Annotated in this window: 18 protein-coding genes and 1 tRNA gene; 8 read left to right on the top strand and 11 right to left on the bottom strand. The window is 62.9% G+C overall.

Features of this window, described 5'->3' with window-relative positions:
- Window positions 1–54: 54 nt before the first annotated feature.
- The 4 genes from JHL16_RS19600 to JHL16_RS19585 all read right to left on the bottom strand — a co-directional run bounded on the left by JHL16_RS19600 (window position 55) and on the right by JHL16_RS19585 (window position 4576).
- Window positions 55–1650: an ABC transporter substrate-binding protein gene (locus tag JHL16_RS19600; RefSeq protein ID WP_200186527.1), complete on the bottom strand. Its 1596-nt coding sequence runs from the start codon at window positions 1648–1650 to the stop codon at window positions 55–57.
- Between the two features lie 160 nt (window positions 1651–1810).
- Window positions 1811–2917 carry an NAD(P)/FAD-dependent oxidoreductase gene (locus JHL16_RS19595; protein ID WP_200186526.1) on the bottom strand — a complete coding sequence of 369 codons (1107 nt, stop codon included), beginning with the start codon at window positions 2915–2917 and terminating at the stop codon, window positions 1811–1813.
- The gene (locus JHL16_RS19590; protein ID WP_200186525.1) at window positions 2917–3981 is read right to left on the bottom strand and encodes a dipeptidase; all 1065 of its coding nucleotides are present in this window, start codon (window positions 3979–3981) and stop codon (window positions 2917–2919) included. Before JHL16_RS19590 ends, JHL16_RS19595 begins: the two co-directional genes overlap by 1 nt.
- A 97-nt stretch (window positions 3982–4078) precedes the next feature.
- On the bottom strand, window positions 4079–4576 hold the full coding sequence (locus JHL16_RS19585; RefSeq protein ID WP_200186524.1) for an O-acetyl-ADP-ribose deacetylase: 498 nt from the start codon (window positions 4574–4576) through the stop codon (window positions 4079–4081).
- Window positions 4577–4639: 63 nt separating this feature from the next.
- On the opposite strand from JHL16_RS19585, the gene speB reads away from it, so the two are divergent.
- Both speB and JHL16_RS19575 read left to right on the top strand, forming a co-directional pair.
- The gene (gene speB, locus JHL16_RS19580; protein ID WP_246770982.1) at window positions 4640–5614 is read left to right on the top strand and encodes an agmatinase; all 975 of its coding nucleotides are present in this window, start codon (window positions 4640–4642) and stop codon (window positions 5612–5614) included.
- A gap of 5 nt (window positions 5615–5619) precedes the next feature.
- Window positions 5620–6045 (top strand): EamA family transporter, encoded by a 426-nt coding sequence (locus tag JHL16_RS19575; protein WP_210346035.1) that lies wholly within the window; start codon window positions 5620–5622, stop codon window positions 6043–6045.
- A gap of 74 nt (window positions 6046–6119) precedes the next feature.
- On the opposite strand, the gene JHL16_RS19570 is transcribed toward JHL16_RS19575, so the two are convergent.
- Window positions 6120–6914, bottom strand: a complete 795-nt coding sequence (locus JHL16_RS19570) for a maleate cis-trans isomerase family protein (protein WP_246770981.1) — start codon at window positions 6912–6914, stop codon at window positions 6120–6122.
- 71 nt (window positions 6915–6985) lie between these two features.
- On the opposite strand from JHL16_RS19570, the gene lnt reads away from it, so the two are divergent.
- The 5 genes from lnt (at window position 6986) to JHL16_RS19545 (ending at window position 11656) form a co-directional block, all read left to right on the top strand.
- The gene (gene lnt / locus JHL16_RS19565; RefSeq protein ID WP_200186521.1) at window positions 6986–8566 is read left to right on the top strand and encodes an apolipoprotein N-acyltransferase; all 1581 of its coding nucleotides are present in this window, start codon (window positions 6986–6988) and stop codon (window positions 8564–8566) included.
- 239 nt (window positions 8567–8805) lie between these two features.
- Window positions 8806–9159: a helix-turn-helix domain-containing protein gene (locus tag JHL16_RS19560; protein ID WP_420884551.1), complete on the top strand. Its 354-nt coding sequence runs from the start codon at window positions 8806–8808 to the stop codon at window positions 9157–9159.
- Window positions 9160–9332: 173 nt separating this feature from the next.
- Entirely contained in the window at window positions 9333–10526 is a 1194-nt protein-coding gene (gene metK / locus JHL16_RS19555) for a methionine adenosyltransferase (RefSeq protein WP_200186520.1), read from the top strand.
- Window positions 10523–11188, top strand: coding sequence for a tRNA (guanosine(46)-N7)-methyltransferase TrmB (trmB, locus tag JHL16_RS19550; protein ID WP_200186519.1), 666 nt, complete (start codon window positions 10523–10525; stop codon window positions 11186–11188). Before metK ends, trmB begins: the two co-directional genes overlap by 4 nt.
- 159 nt (window positions 11189–11347) lie before the next feature.
- Window positions 11348–11656, top strand: coding sequence for a GIY-YIG nuclease family protein (locus JHL16_RS19545; protein WP_200186518.1), 309 nt, complete (start codon window positions 11348–11350; stop codon window positions 11654–11656).
- An 82-nt stretch (window positions 11657–11738) separates the two neighbouring features.
- Here JHL16_RS19545 and JHL16_RS19540 read toward each other — a convergent pair whose 3' ends face one another.
- The 5 genes from JHL16_RS19540 to JHL16_RS19520 form a co-directional block, all read right to left on the bottom strand.
- The gene (locus JHL16_RS19540; protein ID WP_200186517.1) at window positions 11739–12092 is read right to left on the bottom strand and encodes a gamma-butyrobetaine hydroxylase family protein; all 354 of its coding nucleotides are present in this window, start codon (window positions 12090–12092) and stop codon (window positions 11739–11741) included.
- Window positions 12085–12270 (bottom strand): Trm112 family protein, encoded by a 186-nt coding sequence (locus tag JHL16_RS19535; protein ID WP_137858573.1) that lies wholly within the window; start codon window positions 12268–12270, stop codon window positions 12085–12087. The genes JHL16_RS19540 and JHL16_RS19535 overlap by 8 nt, the downstream gene beginning before the upstream one ends.
- An 8-nt stretch (window positions 12271–12278) precedes the next feature.
- Window positions 12279–12950 carry an LON peptidase substrate-binding domain-containing protein gene (locus JHL16_RS19530; RefSeq protein ID WP_200186516.1) on the bottom strand — a complete coding sequence of 224 codons (672 nt, stop codon included), beginning with the start codon at window positions 12948–12950 and terminating at the stop codon, window positions 12279–12281.
- A 6-nt stretch (window positions 12951–12956) separates the two neighbouring features.
- A complete protein-coding gene (trxA, locus tag JHL16_RS19525) occupies window positions 12957–13886 on the bottom strand; it encodes a thioredoxin (protein WP_200186515.1) in 930 nt (309 codons plus the stop codon).
- A 194-nt stretch (window positions 13887–14080) separates the two neighbouring features.
- Window positions 14081–14578, bottom strand: coding sequence for a prolyl-tRNA synthetase associated domain-containing protein (locus tag JHL16_RS19520; RefSeq protein ID WP_200186514.1), 498 nt, complete (start codon window positions 14576–14578; stop codon window positions 14081–14083).
- A gap of 113 nt (window positions 14579–14691) precedes the next feature.
- On the opposite strand from JHL16_RS19520, the gene JHL16_RS19515 reads away from it, so the two are divergent.
- Window positions 14692–14766, top strand: a tRNA-Gly gene (locus JHL16_RS19515).
- A 73-nt stretch (window positions 14767–14839) separates the two neighbouring features.
- Here the strand turns inward: JHL16_RS19515 and JHL16_RS35430 are convergent.
- Window positions 14840–15892 (bottom strand): helix-turn-helix transcriptional regulator, encoded by a 1053-nt coding sequence (locus tag JHL16_RS35430; RefSeq protein ID WP_200186513.1) that lies wholly within the window; start codon window positions 15890–15892, stop codon window positions 14840–14842.
- Window positions 15893–15977 lie beyond the last annotated feature (85 nt).

Genomic DNA, 15977 nt, shown 5'->3' with positions numbered 1-15977 from the left:
CTTTTGGCTATATCAGTGAAGCGGGGCGGTTTTGGCCGCCCCGCTTCAGTTCCGTTATTCGGCGATATCGACGCCGTAGAATTCGTGGCGGCCGAAGGGGCTGATCTTGTAATCCGACACCTTCTTGCTCACCGGCTCGAAGACGGTCGAATGCGCGATCGTCACATTCGGCGCCTCGTCATGGGCGATGACCTGCATCTCCTCATAGAGCTTGGTGCGGTCGGCCTTCTCCGACAGTTTCTTGGCCTGCTGGAGCTTGTCCTCGAAGGACTTGTCGCACCACTTGGACAGGTTCTGGCCACCCTCGCGGGCGCCGGTGCAGCCGAGCAGGAAGAAGAAATTGTCCGGATCGCCATTGTCACCGGTCCAGCCCAGGAGGCCCATCTGGTGCTCGCCCGCCTGCAGACGCTTGCGGTACTCGCCCCATTCATAGGATTTGAGCTCGACCGTGACGCCGACCTTGGCGAGGTCCGCCTGCATCATCTCCGCCATGCGCTTGGCATTCGGATTGTACGGGCGTTGCACCGGCATCCACCACAGATCGCTCTGCAGGTTTTCGACGCCGGCGGCCTTCAGCATCTCCTTGGCCTTTTCCGGATTGTATTCGTAGTCCTTCACCGCGTCATTATACGACCAGATCGTCGGCGGGATCAGGTTCTTGGCCTTCTGGCCGGCGCCCTGATAGACCTCCTTGAGGATCGAGTCGCGGTCGATGGCCATGTTGATGGCCTGACGCACTTCCTTCTTGTCGAAGGGCGGCTTCTTCACGTTGAGCGCCAGGTAGCCGATATTGAGGCCGGCCTGATGCATCAGATTGAGGCCTTCATCCTTGCCCATCGCCTCGAGATCGGCCGGGTTCGGATAGCCCATGACATGGCATTCGCCCGCCTTCATCTTGGCATAACGCGCGGTGGCGTCCGGCGTGATGGCATAGACGAGGTTGTCGATCTTGGCCTTGCCGCCCCAGTAACCGTCGAACGCCTTGAAGCGGATGACCGCGTCCTTCTGATAGGCGACGAATTCATAGGGACCGGTGCCGACCGGGATCTGGTCGAACTCTTCGGGCTTGCCCTTGTCGAGCAGGAACTTGGCATATTCGGCGGATTCGATGGTGCCGAAGTCCATGGCGAGGTTGGCGAGGATCGGCGCGTTCGGCTCGTTGAGCGTCATCTTCACCGTCAGGTCGTCGACCTTCTCGATCGACTTGAGCAACTTCGGCATGTCCATGTCGTTGAAGTAGTCAAACGCACCACCCGACACCTTGTTGTACGGATGATCCGCCTTCCACTGGCGCTCGAAGGACCACAGGACGTCATCGGCATTGAAATCCCTTGTGGGGGTGAAGCCGTTGACACCGGAATGGAACTTGACGCCCTTGCGCAGCTTGAAGGTGACGGTCAGGCCGTCCGGCGAAACCTCGTAGGATTCAGCCAGCGACGGCACGACATTGGTCGAGCCGCGCTCGAATTCGACGAGCTGGTTGAAAACGGGGCGCGCCGCATCGAGGCTGGTGCCGGTGGTGTTGAGGGCCGGGGTGAAGTTCTCCGGCGAACCTTCGGAGCAATAGACCAACGTCTTGGCCCCGGCAGCGCCTGCCGCCAACATCGTGCTGACCAGCAGTGCCGATGTCAGCGTTATCATTCGTTTCATTGATAGTCCTCCCTGGTAGGTCTGGTAGCGCCTTATCAGTCAAGGCGTGGCGGCATATAAGCAGCTTTTGCGGCAGAAGTGAACTGACCGTCAAAATGCGGTGAATGCCGGTTTATAGGGAGTTTGAGGGGGTTCCCGACTTATACTTTCGGAGGAGAGGCTAGCTCAGGCGATTGGGTGAGATGTCCCCGAGATCGAGGCCTTCCCTCTCGATATAACCAGGCACGGGCATCCGCCGGATCAAAGCGGCGGCGAGGTCGCCGAGCGCCGGCGAGGTCTGGATCCCGTAGCCGCCTTGACCGATGAGCCAGAAGAAGCCTTCCGCCTTGCCGTCATAGCCGCAGACCGGATTGCCGTCGGGAACGAAGGATCGCAAGCCCCCCCAACTGCCCTCGAGCCGCGTCACCGGAATGTCGATCGCCTCCTCGAAACGGGCAATGCCTTCGGCCAGCGTCATGTCGTCGGCAAAAGCGTCATGCGGCTCGACCGGCTCGGCCTCGGCCGGGGACACCAGCAGCCGGCCGCCCGAGGGCTTGGCATACCAGGTCTCGCCGACATCGCCGATGAAATACCAGCTCATGATGTTCACGCCTTCGGGCGCGGGAACCACCGCCATGCTGCGCCGCTTGGGCTGCAGACCCTTCGGTGGCAAGCCTGCGCGCTTGGCGATCTCGTCGCCCCAGGCGCCTGCCGCATTGACGAGAATGGGGGCCTGGAAAGTGCCCTGCGGCGTCGTGACCTGCCAGGCGCCGTCCTGGCGCGCGATCGCCTGGACTTCCGCCTTGCAGACGATCTCGCCGCCCAGTGTCTTGATCTGGCGCAGGAAGCCCTGATGCAGGAGGTCGACATCGATATCCGATGTCGAGGCATCGAGCACCGCGCGCTTGGCATAGCCCTCTTTCAGCGCCGGGAAATGGCGATGCGCCTCGGCGAAGCTGATTTCCGTGAGGCCGGTGCCACTCTTCAGGAGGGCATCCGCCTGGTCCTGCTGGTGGTCGGGGGCCACGAAAATGGTCGGGCGCGGCGAAACCAGCGGGGAGGCGGTGAAGCCTTCGGGCGGTGTTTCGAAGAAGGAACGGCCGGCGCGGGTCAAAGCGCGGATCGACGGTGGACCGTAATTCGGCTCATAAGTGGCGGCCGACCGGCCGGTCGAATGATAGCCGGGACGGTCCTCCATTTCGAGCACCAGGACCGTGTGGGTCTCGGCCAAACGGGCGGCGGCCGACGCGCCGGCAATGCCGGCGCCGATGACGATGATGTCCGGCATCAGCCGCCCCAGCTGCGTTCGAGGACGTTGATCCAGTTTTCGTAGCAGAGCTTGCGCAGCACATCGTCGGTGAAGCCGCGCTTGCGCAACGCCGTGCGCAGGCTGTCGAGCCCGGCGACATCGGCGATCTCCTGCGGCACCACGGCGCCGTCGAAATCGGAGCCGAAGCCGACGCCTTCGATGCCCAGATGCTGGATCAGATAATCGATATGGCGCAGCATCTGGTCGATCGGCGTCGCCGGATCGACCTGGCCGTCGGACCTGAGGAAGCAGGTGGCGAAATTGAGCCCGACCATGCCGCCCGACTCACGGATCGCGGCGAGCTGCCGGTCGGTGAGGTTGCGGGTGTGCTGGGAAATGGCATGGACATTGGAATGGGTGGCGATGAGCGGCGCCTTGGAGAGGCGCGCCACGTCCCAGAAGCCCTGCTCGTTCAGATGCGACAGGTCGATGGCTATGCCAAGCTCATTGCAGGCCTTGACCAGCGCCTTGCCGGCATCGGTGAGGCCGGGGCCGGTATCGGGGCCGGCCGGATAGCGGAAGGGCACGCCATGGCCGAAAATGGTGGGGCGGCTCCAGACCGGGCCGAGCGAGCGCAGGCCCGCCTGGTAGAAGACCTCGAGCGAGTCGAGATTCTCGTCGATCGCCTCGGCGCCCTCGATATGGAGCACGGCGGCGAGCACGCCCCTGGCGACGCAGTCGCGGATTTCCTTGGCCGTGCGGCATACTTTCACCCGGCCGGCGGAGGCGCGCTCGATGCGGAACAGGATGGCCATCATGGCAAGCGCCGTCGGCAGCGCCTCGGGTGCGGTGATGAGGCGCGGCAGCGGCACGTCATAGGAAGCGCCCCGCATCATCTCCTCGACATCGCCGATATCGTCCTTGGAGGAGATATAGACGGCGAACATGCCGCCGGCGAAACCGCCCTTGATGGCGCGCGGCAGGTCGATATGGCCTTCGCCGTCGCCGGCCACGAACTGCTCGGCGGCATCCGGGCTGCGCTTGTTGAGGAGGCGCAGAAGCACGTCATTATGGCCGTCGAAAATGGGCAGTCTGTCGGACATGGGGTAAACCGTGCAATATGAGGAGGTTGCCCCTTACCTTATGTGCCGGCCGGAGTGAACCCCTCCCTGCGGCATGCGGCCCTGCCGCCGCTGCACGTCAGGCGAGACGTGCCCGGTAAAGTGCTGCCGTCTCCTCGTCGAAGCAGCAGAAGATCACAAGTTGTGGCAGGGGCGCCAGATGCGCCTTGACGGTGGTGACGGCGACGTCGGCGGCTTCACCCTTGGGGTAGCCATAGATTCCGGTCGAGATCGCCGGAAAGGCGACCGATTTGATCTCATGGCGCACCGCCAGGGCCAACGCCTTGCGATAACAGGAGGCGAGCAATTCGGCCTCGTTCGCGCCGCCCCCCTGCCAGACCGGGCCCACCGCATGGAGGATGAAACGCGCCGGCAGGCGATATCCCTTGGTCATCTTGACCTCGCCGGTCTTGGCGCCGCCCAGCAGCCGGCATTCATGGACGAGGTCGGGGCCGGCTTTGCGGTGGATGGCGCCATCGACCCCGCCGCCGCCCAGAAGCGATGAATTGGCCGCGTTCACGATCGCATCGACGGCCAGACCGGTAATGTCTCCCTTGATCACCTCGATTGACGCCATGTCGTTGTATCTCCAGCCTGCCCAGCTGGGCTAGGATGGCGCCGGTATAACATGGAGCCTTGAATGCCGGCGAACGACAATCTCACCTTCAACCAGCCGGTTTCCGGCTTCGTCTCGCCGCGTTTCGGCGGCATCGCCACCTTCATGCGCCTGCCGCATGTGCCGCTCGATGAGGCGCAAGACATCGATATCGGCCTTGCCGGCATTCCGTGGGACGGCGGCACCACCAACCGGCCGGGCCCCCGCCATGCGCCGCGCCAGGTGCGCGACAATTCGGCAATGATCCGGCGCGTCCATCCGGTCTCGCATGTGGTGCCCTATGAGCTCGCCAATTGCGCCGATCTCGGCGACTGCCCGGTCAATCCGGCCGATGTGCAGGATGCGCTGAAGCGGGTCGAGACATGGTTCAAGACGATGGTCGGCAAGGGCATCCGTCCGCTCGTCGCTGGCGGCGATCATCTCTGCTCACTTCCGATCCTGCGTGCCGTCGCCGAGAAACGCCCCGTCGGCATGATCCATTTCGACGCCCATACCGATCTCTATGACGAATATTTCGGCGGCTTCCGCTACACCCACGGCACGCCGTTCCGGCGCGCCATCGAGGAAGGCCTGCTCGATCCCAAACGCGTCGTGCAGATCGGCATTCGCGGTTCGATGTACGACTTCGAGGATGTGAACTATGCCGAGAAAGTCGGCGTGCGCATCATCCGCATCGAGGAGGCGATGGAGAAGGGGCCGAAGGCGGTGATGGCGGAAGCCCGCCGCATCGTCGGCGACGGGCCCACTTATGTGAGCTTCGACATCGACATGCTCGATCCTGTCTATGCGCCCGGTACCGGCACGCCGGAGATCGGCGGCTTCACCACCTTCCAGGCCCAGCAGATGCTGCGCGAATTGCGCGGGCTCCACATCGTAGGCGCCGACATGGTGGAAGTGTCGCCACCTTTCGACCCGTCCGGCCTCACCGCCTATGCGGGGGCAGCGATGATGTTCGAGATCCTCTGCTCCATGGCCGAGGATGTGGCGAAGCGGCGGTGAGCGCGATGTCGGTTTCCTGGCAGTTCTGGGCATTCCTCTCGGCCATGTTCGCCGCCTTGACGGCGCTGTTCGCCAAGGTCGGCATCGAGAATGTCGATTCCGATCTCGCGACATTCATCCGCACGCTGATCATTGCGGCGGTGCTGGCCGGGATTTTGGCGGTGATGGGGAAATTCCAATCGCCCAGCAGCATATCGGCGCGAACCTATATCTTCCTCATTCTTTCAGGCCTCGCCACCGGCGCCTCGTGGCTGTGCTATTTCCGCGCCCTCAAGATCGGCGATGCGGCGCGCGTCGCACCGGTCGACAAATTGAGCGTCGTGATCGTGGCGGTGTTCGGTGTGCTGTTCCTGGGCGAGAAGCTTTCGGCGGTGAACTGGCTGGGCGTGGTGCTGTGCACCGTGGGGATCATTCTGGTGGCCGTCAGGTAATTCTTTCATCCAGGCAGCGCCGCCCGGTTGCGCTTATCTAATGGGTCCCGGCTTTCGCCAGGATGACGGCAGAATCAATCCGCCAAAGGCAGCGTGAACAATTTCCCCCAGTGCGGCAAAGCCTCGTCGTAATTGGCGAGGCGCAGCGCGTGCCAGGCCATGGCGTGGTTCGAGGAGGTGACGGGAAGGCCGATCTCCTTTTCGATATCGGCGGCGGCCTCGGCAAGACGGATCGAGGTGCAGGAGACGAAGACAGCGTCGATCTCGGCGCGCTTCCTGATGGCGAGGATGGCTGACTTGATCGATTTCGGCGCGATGCGCGCGACGAGATTGTCATTCTCCTCGTTGAACGAGCCGAAGACCGGAACGGTGAAGCCGCGCGCCTTGATATAGTCGGCGACGATGCGGTTCACATCGGCGCGATAAGGGGTGAGCACGCCGATGCGCCGCGCGCCCAAAGCGCGGAAGGCGGCGAAGGCGGCGGTGATCGGCGTCGTGCATTCGACATTGGGCCGCGCCTCGCGGATGCGCTGGAACACTTTCTCCTCGCCGATCGCCATCGAGGCCGAGGTGCAGCCATAGGCGATCACGTCGAAATCGGCGCCAGGCAATATGACCTCGGTCGCGGCGGCGATGCGCGGCTCCATGGCGCGCAAGGTCTCGGGCGTGATCTGGGCGTCGTTGAGGATGCGGCTCTGATAGAGCGCCACGCCGGTGAGGCCGGTCATGATCCGGCGCCATTCATGCTCGATCGTATAATCGGTGGCGAGCACGATGAGGCCGATGCGGGCCTTAGACGCGATGCCGCGATCGGTCTCGAAAGGCAGGCCTTCGATCAGCTGCATGTCCGGGTCAACCTTGCGATCCATTTCCATGCCTCCTTTGGCCGCATGAGGGCACTGTATCAGGCGCTGAGGCGCGCACCTATAGTGCTGCGATCATGAGACGTTTTGAGGCAATCGCCGGGACATTGGCGGGACTCGGCGGCTGGCGCAGAGCAGGGCTCCTGCTTCTCGCCGGCGCGCTCGCGGGGCTCGCCATGCCGCCCTTCTTCTTCTGGCCGCTGCTCTTCATCGCCTTCCCTTTGTTCATCTGGACGCTGGGTGACGTATCGTTGCGGCGGGCATTCTTTACGGGCTGGCTGTTCGGCCTCGGCTATTTCAGCGCCTGCTTCTACTGGATCGGCATCGCCTTCCTGGTCGATGCCGCCACCTATCTGTGGATGATGCCCTTCATGGTGGGAGGACTCGCCGGCGGCATGGCAATCTATTGGGGCCTCGCCGCGCTCTTGACCGTCGCGCTGCGCCAGAACGGACTTGCCCGCCTCATCGCTTTCGCGATCTTCCTCGGCATCGCCGAATGGCTGCGCGGCCATCTCCTCACCGGCTTTCCATGGACGGCGCCGGGCCTCGCGGTGACCGGCATGGGCGGGCTCGCGCAAGCGGGCGCCCTTCTCGGCATGCCGGCATTGACGCTGCTCATCGCTCTGTGGGCAAGTCTTCCCGCACTGGCCGGCATGCGGGCGCGCCGCGGCGAGATCGTCGCGGGCGCGATGCTTCTGACGCTGCTGCCGGGCTTGTGGCTGTGGGGCGTCTACCGGCTTTCGCAAGCCGAGCCGGCGTCATCGCAGCCGGTGAGCGTGCGTATCGTGCAGCCCAATATTTCGCAGGATGCCAAATGGCGCGGCGACAATGCGCGGCCGATCTTCGACAAGATGAAATCCATGTCGCAGCAAGGGACGGCGGCGCGGCCCGAGGGCATCAACGGCATCGGCGTGGTAATCTGGCCCGAAAGCGCGCTCTCCTTCTTCATCGACGAAAGCGATCAGGGGCTTGCCGAGCTCGCCGCCCTGCTGCCCGAGGGCACGTCACTGGTGCTGGGCGCGCTCCGGCGCGACCCGCAAGCGACGGGTCCCGAACGGCGCGTCTATAACAGTGTGCTCGGCCTCGACAGCGAGGCCAATGTGGTGGCCCGTTACGACAAATGGCGCCTGGTGCCGGGGGGTGAATTCCTGCCTTTCGAATCGATCCTCGAGCCTTTGGGCTTCCGCAAGGTGGTCACCGTGCCGGGCAGCTTCGCGGCGGGGCCGGGTCCGCGCAATATCACCTTGCCGGGACTGCCCCCCGCCGCGGTGCTGATCTGCTACGAGGCGATCTTTCCACATGCGCTCGTCGATCCCAACGAGCGTCCGGCCTGGATCATCAATGTGACCAATGACGGCTGGTTCGGCAAATCGAGCGGGCCCTATCAGCATCTCGCGCAGGCGCGGTTGCGCGCCATCGAGCAGGGCCTGCCGCTATTGCGTGCCGCCAATACCGGCATCTCGGCGATCATCGATGCGAAGGGACGGATGGTGGCCGAGCTCGACCTCGGCCAGGAAGGCGTGATCGATGGAACGGTGCCGCCGCCTTTGCCGCCGACGCTTTATGCGCGCGCCGGCGATTGGATGTTCGCCGGCCTGTTACTCGTCCTGGCTTTCACCGGAATTGTCGTACGACAATTTCGCGGAGCTTCGGCGTGATCGAACTCGCGTAAATGTGAGACGTCTCGGCTCACTTCTTGTTGAACCTAAGTATAAATCCATTTGTAAAAATCGATCGGGTGTACTAAGCATTACGCCGCCGAAATGACAGGGTGTAAGCTCTTCATTTGGCAGAGAACATTTCGTCAGACCGGGGGAAATTGTGGTCGGACAAAAGTACTTTAATGACAAAAAGAGACCCGAACTTCGTAGACCGTCATGTGGGCAATCGGGTACGCATGCGGCGACTGCTCGTCGGTATGAGCCAAGAGAAACTTGGCGAACTACTAGGGATCACCTTCCAGCAGGTACAGAAATACGAGAAAGGCTCGAATAGGGTAAGCGCCAGCCGCTTGTACCAGATTTCGCGCGTTCTGGGCGTCAACGTCCAGTATTTCTACGACGAGCTGAAAAACGACGATGACGATACGGCGGGCTTCGCCGAATCGGAAGGTGCTGATGCGATAGCCGGGGCGCTGCAATCGCCCGATGGCGTCCAGATCGCGCGTATCATCAGCGAGACCACCGATCCGGATAAGCGCAAGCTGATCCTCAATGCGGTGAAATTACTGGCGGATTACAAAGGACCGTAAAGCACGATCCTGGCGATCCCGATCACGTTATCACTTCAGGCCGGAGCGGCCTGAAGTGACGTATCGGCGGCCTTTTAGGCCCGGAACCAGCCCGCTTGACCTCTCCAGGCAAGCCTGCCAGAAGACGCCCGGCTTTCCGCGGCACGCGCGGGGGATATCAATGTGGGATGACAATGGCGCGGAAGAACTATCTTTTCACCAGTGAATCGGTCTCCGAGGGGCATCCGGACAAGGTTTGCGACCGAATCTCCGACGAAGTGGTCGACCTGTTCTATCGGGAGGCCATCGCCCAAGGCATGAACCCGGCGCATGTCAGGGTTGCCTGCGAGACCATGTGCACTACCAACCGCGCCATCATCGCCGGTGAATATCGCGGCCCCGTCAGCGTGACGCGCAAGAAGATCGAAGCCGCGGCGCGCGCCGCCATCAAGGATATCGGCTACGAGCAGGACGGCTTCCACTGGGAAAAGGCGAAGGTCGAGATCCTGCTGCACAGCCAGTCGGCCGACATCGCCCAGGGCGTCGATGCCGCCGAGAAGAAGGACGAAGGTGCGGGCGACCAGGGCATCATGTTCGGTTACGCCTGCGACGAGACGCCGGAGCTCATGCCGGCCCCCATCTATTACGCCCATCGCATCCTGCAGGAGCTTTCGGAAGCCCGCCGCTCCGGCAAGGAAAAGGCGCTCGGCCCCGATGCCAAGAGCCAGGTCACCGTCCAGTACAAGAACGGCAAGCCGGTCGGCGTCACGCAGATCGTCGTGTCGCAGCAGCATCTCGATGAGAAGCTCACCTCCAAGGACATGCGCAAGCTGATCGAGCCCTATGTGAAGAAGGCTCTGCCCAAGGGCTGGATCACCAAGGACACGGTCTGGCACATCAACCCGACCGGCAAATTCTTCATCGGCGGTCCGGACGGCGATTGCGGTCTCACCGGCCGCAAGATCATCGTCGACACCTATGGCGGTGCCGCACCCCATGGCGGCGGCGCCTTCTCCGGCAAGGACCCGACCAAGGTCGACCGTTCGGCTGCTTACGCCGCGCGTTATCTCGCCAAGAATGTCGTGGCGGCCGGCCTCGCCAAGCGCTGCTCGATCCAGCTGTCCTACGCCATCGGTGTGGCGCAGCCGCTGTCGATCTATGTCGACACGCACGGCACCAGCAAGATCGACGAGAAGAAGCTCGAAAAGGCGCTGGCCAAGGTGATGGACCTGACGCCGCGCGGCATCCGCAACCATCTCGGCCTCAACAAGCCGATCTATGCGCGCACCTCCTCCTATGGCCATTTCGGCCGCAAGGCGGAAAAGGACGGCGGGTTCTCCTGGGAGAAGACCGACCTCATCAAGGCGCTCAAAGCCGCGGTGAAGTGAGCGACACCGAAAGGCGGTTTCAGTATTATGGGCGGCGCAAGGGAAAAGCCTTGCGCCCTCATCACGCAAGGCTGATCGCCGAGCTTCTGCCCCAGCTTCAATTCGATCCGGCCAAGTTCGTTTCTCCGTCGCAACCGCTCCGGCTGGAGATCGGCTTCGGCGGCGGCGAGCATCTGGCGCATCAGGCGCTGCTCCATCCCGACACGCAGTTCATCGGCGCCGAGCCCTTCGTCAACGGTGTGGCGAAGCTCCTGGCGCTCATCGAAGCGAAGAAGATCGGCAATATCGCCGTGCATGCGGGAGATGTGCGCGAAGTCTTCGAGCTTTTGCCCGACGGCGCGCTCGAGTGCATCTATGTGCTTTATCCCGACCCCTGGCCGAAAGCGCGCCATCTGCGCCGGCGCATGATCTCCCAGGACAATCTGCGCCAGTTCCATCGCCTGCTGAAGCCGGGTGGCTTGCTCCTGTTCGCCAGCGACATCGAGCATTATGTACAGTGGACCTTGTTCGAGACGCGCAAGGCTGGCGGTTTTACCTGGACCGCCGAAAGCGCCTCCGACTGGCGGACACCTTTCTCCGACTGGATCGTGACGCGCTACGAGGCCAAGGCCAAACGCGAAGGCCGCGTGTCGAGCTACCTGACGTTCAGGCGGGACTCGTAATTTTCCCCGTTCGTCATGGCCGGGAAGTGAAGGGTGAGATCGAGCTGTCTGACGTTCAGGCGGGACGATAATGTTTCGACTTGCAAACTGCCCTAGACATCCCTCACCCTGAGGTGCCCGCCGGAGGCGGGCCTCGAAGGGTCCCGCAGGATTGGCAAGATGGCCTGGGTGTATATTCTTCATTGCGCCGATGGCAGTTATTACACCGGGCTCACGCGCGGTGAGGAGCCCGACCAGCGACTTTCCGAGCATCAGATGAAGCTTTCGCCCAGCGCCTTCACCGCATCGCGACTTCCTGTTCAACTGGTCTATTCAGAATATTTCGATCTGGTCGTCGATGCGATTGCGGCAGAGCGCAAGATCAAGGGATGGTCGCGCGCCAAGAAAGAGGCGCTGATCCGCGGAGACTGGAAGCTTGTTCAGATTCTAGCGAAGCGGCGCGGCGGCAAGGCCAGAGCCTCATCCTGAAGGACCCTTCGAGGCTCGCTGCGCTCGCACCTCAGGGTGAGGTGCCTTAATAGCTTCTCGTTCGATCGAATGGGTCCCGGTTTCAGCGCGTCAGCTTCTCGTTGGCGAGCTTTTCGAGATAAGCCGGCCAGCGCGTCTTCTCATCACGGCCGAGCTCGCGCAGATAGCCCCAGGTATAAAGCCCGGTATCGTGGCGGTCGTCGAAGACGATGCGCAGCGCGTAATGGCCGACCGGCGCCAAGCGCAGGATGCGCACATTCTTCTTGCCGGGGACGGTGACTTCCTGGCCGGGGCCGTGGCCCTTCACTTCGGCGCTCGGGCTTTCGACGCGCAGATATTCGGCCGAGAGCGTGTAGATCTCGCCGGGTCCATAGTCGAGCTCGAGGACGCGGCCGTGATCCTTGAGGCGGATCTCTTCCGGCGGCTCGCTACTCATTTTCGCCGAGCTCGCGCGCCTCGTCCGCCAGCATGATCGGGATGCCGTCACGGATCGGATAGGCGACGCGCGCGGCGCGCGAAATCAGCTCCTGCTTCTCGCGGTCATATTCGAGCCGCGTCTTGGTCAGCGGGCAGACCAGGATTTCGAGGAGCTTGGGATCGGTTTGCCTGCTCATGATCTCACTCACTGAAGGCCGGAGCTGGTGCCCGAGCCCTGGCGCGCCAGCGCCATCTCGGTGAGCGCGATCAGCACGTCGGCGCGGGATTTGAGATCCTTGGCCTCGAGCAGAGCCTGCTTGTCGCGCGGCGCATAAGGCGCCAGCACGGCCAGCGTGTTGACCAGCGCCTCGGTGGAGGCGGAGCGTACCTGGTCCCAGTCGGCGCTCATGTCATTGGCCTGGAGATAGTCGCGGAACACCTTGAGAAGGGAGGCGCGATCGACATCGTCCTCATCCTCGGGGGCGGCGAGATCCTCGGCGAAGCTCGAGAAATCCGCCTCGACCTGGCGATAAGGCTTGTCGCCGGCGACTTCCTTGGCGATGGCGAAGCGGCACACGCCGGACAGCGTGATGAGCAGGCGCCCGTCGAGCGTTTCGGCGAAGGAAGTGATACGGCCAGCGCAGCCGACCTGCTTCAAAGCCGGGCTGCCGGTCAGATCGGCCTCGTCGTCATCGGGCTGGATCATGCCGATGAGGCGGTCGCCAGCGAGCGCATCCGACACCATGGCGAGGTAACGCGGCTCGAAGATGTTGAGCGGCAATTCGGCATGCGGCAGCAAAAGCGCGCCCGGCAGCGGGAACACTTTCAGGACGCGCGGCAGGTCGTCAGGCGAATGATACTGGTCGAGAAAACCCATGGCCCATCAAGAGAACAGAATAGAGGACAATTTGCGGCGGCCGAGCAGCGTGAACTCGTCCTTGGGGCCCCAGGCCTCGAAGAACTTGACCAGCTGCTTCCGCGCCGCCTCTTCGTTCCAGTCGCGCTTGCGCCGCACGATATGGAGCAGGTGGTCGAGCGCCTCCTGCTTATTGCCGGCGGCGTTGAGCGCCACCGCGAGGTCGAGGCGCGACTGGTGATCGTCGGCATTGGCTTCGATGGCGCGGGTGAGATTGGCGATCTCGCTGTGATCGACCGGGGTGGCGGCGAGCTCGAGCGCCGCCTTGGCGCTGATCACCTCGGCATCGTTGGCCTTGGCCGGCGGCACGAGCGCCAGCGTGGCTTTGGCCTGCTCGAGATCGCCACCGGCGATCTGGCACTTGGCGAGGCCGGCAATGGCGCCGGCATGCTCGCGGTCGACGCCCAGGATCTGGGCGAAGATCTGCGCCGCTTCGGCGAGGTTGTTCTGGGCCAAAGCCTCACGGCCGGCCGTCACCGCGGCTTCGATCTCCTCGGCCATGCCACCCTGGCTGCCGAGCCGGTCGATGAACTGCTTGATCTGGCTTTCGGGCAGCGCGCCCATGAAGCCGTCGACCGGCTGGCCGTCGACAAAGGCGAAGACGGCCGGGATCGACTGGACCCGCATCTGGGCGGCGAGCTGCTGGTTCTCGTCGACATTGACCTTGACCATGCGGACCTTGCCATTGGCCTGCTTCACCAGCTTCTCGAGCATGGGGCCGAGCTGCTTGCAGGGGCCGCACCAGGGGGCCCAGAAATCGACGATCACCGGCACCTTGCGCGAGGTTTCGACCACGTCCGCCATGAAGGTGCGGGTATCGGAATCCTTGATCAGCGCACCCGGGGGCGGGGCGCCGGCGCCATTGGTCGAGCCGGGAGCGGTCGGGGAGATTTCCATGAAAACGGCCTTTCGGTGCGGGATTTCTGCCCCTTAGATGGCGGATCAGCCGGGTGATTGCAACCCGGCCGGCCTCTGGCGCGTGATCAGGAAAAGTGGGTACCGGTTTTCCGTCCGATCACGCGCCCACTTAAGATTCGGATCACGTTAATCAGTTCAGGTCGTTTCGACCTGAATTGATCGTGATCTGGCCCTTACGGGGCTGCCAGGGCCACGATGCGGGGCTCATGCCCGCAGGAGCGGATGAAGGCGAGGAGGTCTTCCGCCTTGATCGTGGTCGTCGCGTCATTGTTGAGCGGGTGATAATTGAGCAGGTTTTCCCGCATCATACGCTCCTCCAGGATGACGGTGATGCGGTTTGCCGTATCGTTAATGAGGCCGAAGGGGGTAACCGAGCCCGGCTCGACGCCCAGAAGCTCCATCAAAAGCTCCGGCTTGCCGAAGGTCAGCCGTTTCGAGCCGATCTTGGCCGGGGCGGCCTTGAGGTCGATGCGGGCGTCCTCCAGGCAGACGATCAGCCAGACGGCGCCCTTCTCGTCCTTCAGGAACAAATTCTTGCAGTGGCCGCCGGGAATCACCCCGCGCAGGTCGCGGGCCTCGTCGACGGTGAAGGCGGGCGCGTGTTCGCGGGTCTCAGTCTGGATGCCCAGGGACGAGAATCGGGCCATCAGATCGGCGCGGCTGGCAGGCATTTTCACCTTCTTTGTGAAGCTTTTACGATGGTTGCGAGGTTCCTATTGCATTTGCGCGAGTCATAGGCAATAAGACGCCCGCGCCGGGAACAAACCCTGGCGCCTTACCTAATGCGGGCGTAGCTCAGGGGTAGAGCACAACCTTGCCAAGGTTGGGGTCGAGGGTTCGAATCCCTTCGCCCGCTCCAAATTCTCCAGTGACTGAAGAATTTGCTCAAGCAGCCGCCGCGAGGCGGCTTTTGCTTTCGTCTGAATGCCATCCTATGCCAGCGCGAGCCGCGTGAGCATGCGTACCAGGTCGACCTGGCGATCGCAGCCGGTTTTCTTGAGGACACTCTTCAACTGATTACGCACTGTCTGAATGCTTTTCCCATCAGCCAGCGCGATCCGCTCGACTGTCTTGCCCGTGGCAATATGCGCTGCGATGGCGGCTTCAGCTGGCGTCAGATCGAACAATGCCCGTAAGAGAGGGGACGCTGGCAGCGCCGCATCGGAAGCCTTCGTCAGCACGAGGATGGCCGCCGCCCGCGTAAAAAGGTCATGCGCCGAGCGACGGATGGGCACGACATGCAGTACCGCCGGCCGACTGTCGGCCGGCGCGATCACCGGCAATGAACGCACGCCTTGTTCCGCGGCGATCAGGCCAAGCGCCTCGTAGAGCTGCCCGTTGGCCCGGTGGTCGAGGATCGCGATGCGGTTGCCGCCGCGCGTCGTCCACAGCGGCATTTCCGTATCGAACTCCGCGTTGGCGACGAGCACCATGCCCGACTGGTTCACAGCGCAGGCCGCGAGGCCCAGCATCGAAAGGGTTTCCACCGCCGTGCGCGCTCGTTCGAAGGCGAGACGGGTCGACATCAGCGCCGACCGCGCCAGATGCGGCCGCAGACTATCGAGACGCTCCACGGTGGCTGGTTGAATGGCGCCGCTGGCAAAATGGCCCTCACAATGGATGACGATTGTATCGCCGGCCGCCGATGAGATGTTGCTGCCAACGCCAAATCCATAACCCCGCGGAATCAGAAACTCCTGGTAAACGGGTTCGACGTCGATCTCGTCCTGCGTCAGGATATCGTAGTCGGTGATGAATCCCGCATGGGGCTTTGCCATCAGGCGGGCGGTTCTTCTGTTGTCGCTGAAACTGTCGAAATGCGCGCGAACAATCTCCTCGGCGACTTCCGATGAAGCGACCCAGCGCGCTCGGGAGCCGCTCACGGTCACAATCGTCGACCACGCGGTCGCGGAGAATTGGGAGATTCCACCGAGAACATTCGGCCATAGTTCCGGCAGCACCGAAGCTTCGTAGATGCGATCCACGATATCTTCATGTCCGAGAGAGTGCCTGCCTTTGCCTGTCAATCTTGCTTAGCTCTCGGTTGCGGGCAGGCGCGGCGGGAACATG

Source organism: Taklimakanibacter albus, from assembly GCF_016595235.1.
GTDB classification, from domain to species: domain Bacteria; phylum Pseudomonadota; class Alphaproteobacteria; order Rhizobiales; family Aestuariivirgaceae; genus Taklimakanibacter; species Taklimakanibacter albus.
Note: the sequence above shows the minus strand (reverse complement) of the source record. Positions and strands in the feature narration are given on the sequence as shown.

Bases quoted from the DNA above. Each gene is read 5' to 3' on its own strand.
- JHL16_RS19600 (WP_200186527.1), bottom strand. From the start codon at position 1,650: ATGAAACGAATGATAACGCTGACATCGGCACTGCTGGTCAGCACGATG.
- JHL16_RS19595 (WP_200186526.1), bottom strand. From the start codon at position 2,917: ATGCCGGACATCATCGTCATCGGCGCCGGCATTGCCGGCGCGTCGGCC.
- JHL16_RS19590 (WP_200186525.1), bottom strand. From the start codon at position 3,981: ATGTCCGACAGACTGCCCATTTTCGACGGCCATAATGACGTGCTTCTG.
- JHL16_RS19585 (WP_200186524.1), bottom strand. From the start codon at position 4,576: ATGGCGTCAATCGAGGTGATCAAGGGAGACATTACCGGTCTGGCCGTC.
- speB (WP_246770982.1), top strand. From the start codon at position 4,640: ATGCCGGCGAACGACAATCTCACCTTCAACCAGCCGGTTTCCGGCTTC.
- JHL16_RS19575 (WP_210346035.1), top strand. From the start codon at position 5,620: ATGTCGGTTTCCTGGCAGTTCTGGGCATTCCTCTCGGCCATGTTCGCC.
- JHL16_RS19570 (WP_246770981.1), bottom strand. From the start codon at position 6,914: ATGGATCGCAAGGTTGACCCGGACATGCAGCTGATCGAAGGCCTGCCT.
- lnt (WP_200186521.1), top strand. From the start codon at position 6,986: ATGAGACGTTTTGAGGCAATCGCCGGGACATTGGCGGGACTCGGCGGC.
- JHL16_RS19560 (WP_420884551.1), top strand. From the start codon at position 8,806: ATGCGGCGACTGCTCGTCGGTATGAGCCAAGAGAAACTTGGCGAACTA.
- metK (WP_200186520.1), top strand. From the start codon at position 9,333: ATGGCGCGGAAGAACTATCTTTTCACCAGTGAATCGGTCTCCGAGGGG.
- JHL16_RS19545 (WP_200186518.1), top strand. From the start codon at position 11,348: ATGGCCTGGGTGTATATTCTTCATTGCGCCGATGGCAGTTATTACACC.
- JHL16_RS19540 (WP_200186517.1), bottom strand. From the start codon at position 12,092: ATGAGTAGCGAGCCGCCGGAAGAGATCCGCCTCAAGGATCACGGCCGC.
- JHL16_RS19535 (WP_137858573.1), bottom strand. From the start codon at position 12,270: ATGAGCAGGCAAACCGATCCCAAGCTCCTCGAAATCCTGGTCTGCCCG.
- JHL16_RS19530 (WP_200186516.1), bottom strand. From the start codon at position 12,950: ATGGGTTTTCTCGACCAGTATCATTCGCCTGACGACCTGCCGCGCGTC.
- trxA (WP_200186515.1), bottom strand. From the start codon at position 13,886: ATGGAAATCTCCCCGACCGCTCCCGGCTCGACCAATGGCGCCGGCGCC.
- JHL16_RS19520 (WP_200186514.1), bottom strand. From the start codon at position 14,578: ATGCCTGCCAGCCGCGCCGATCTGATGGCCCGATTCTCGTCCCTGGGC.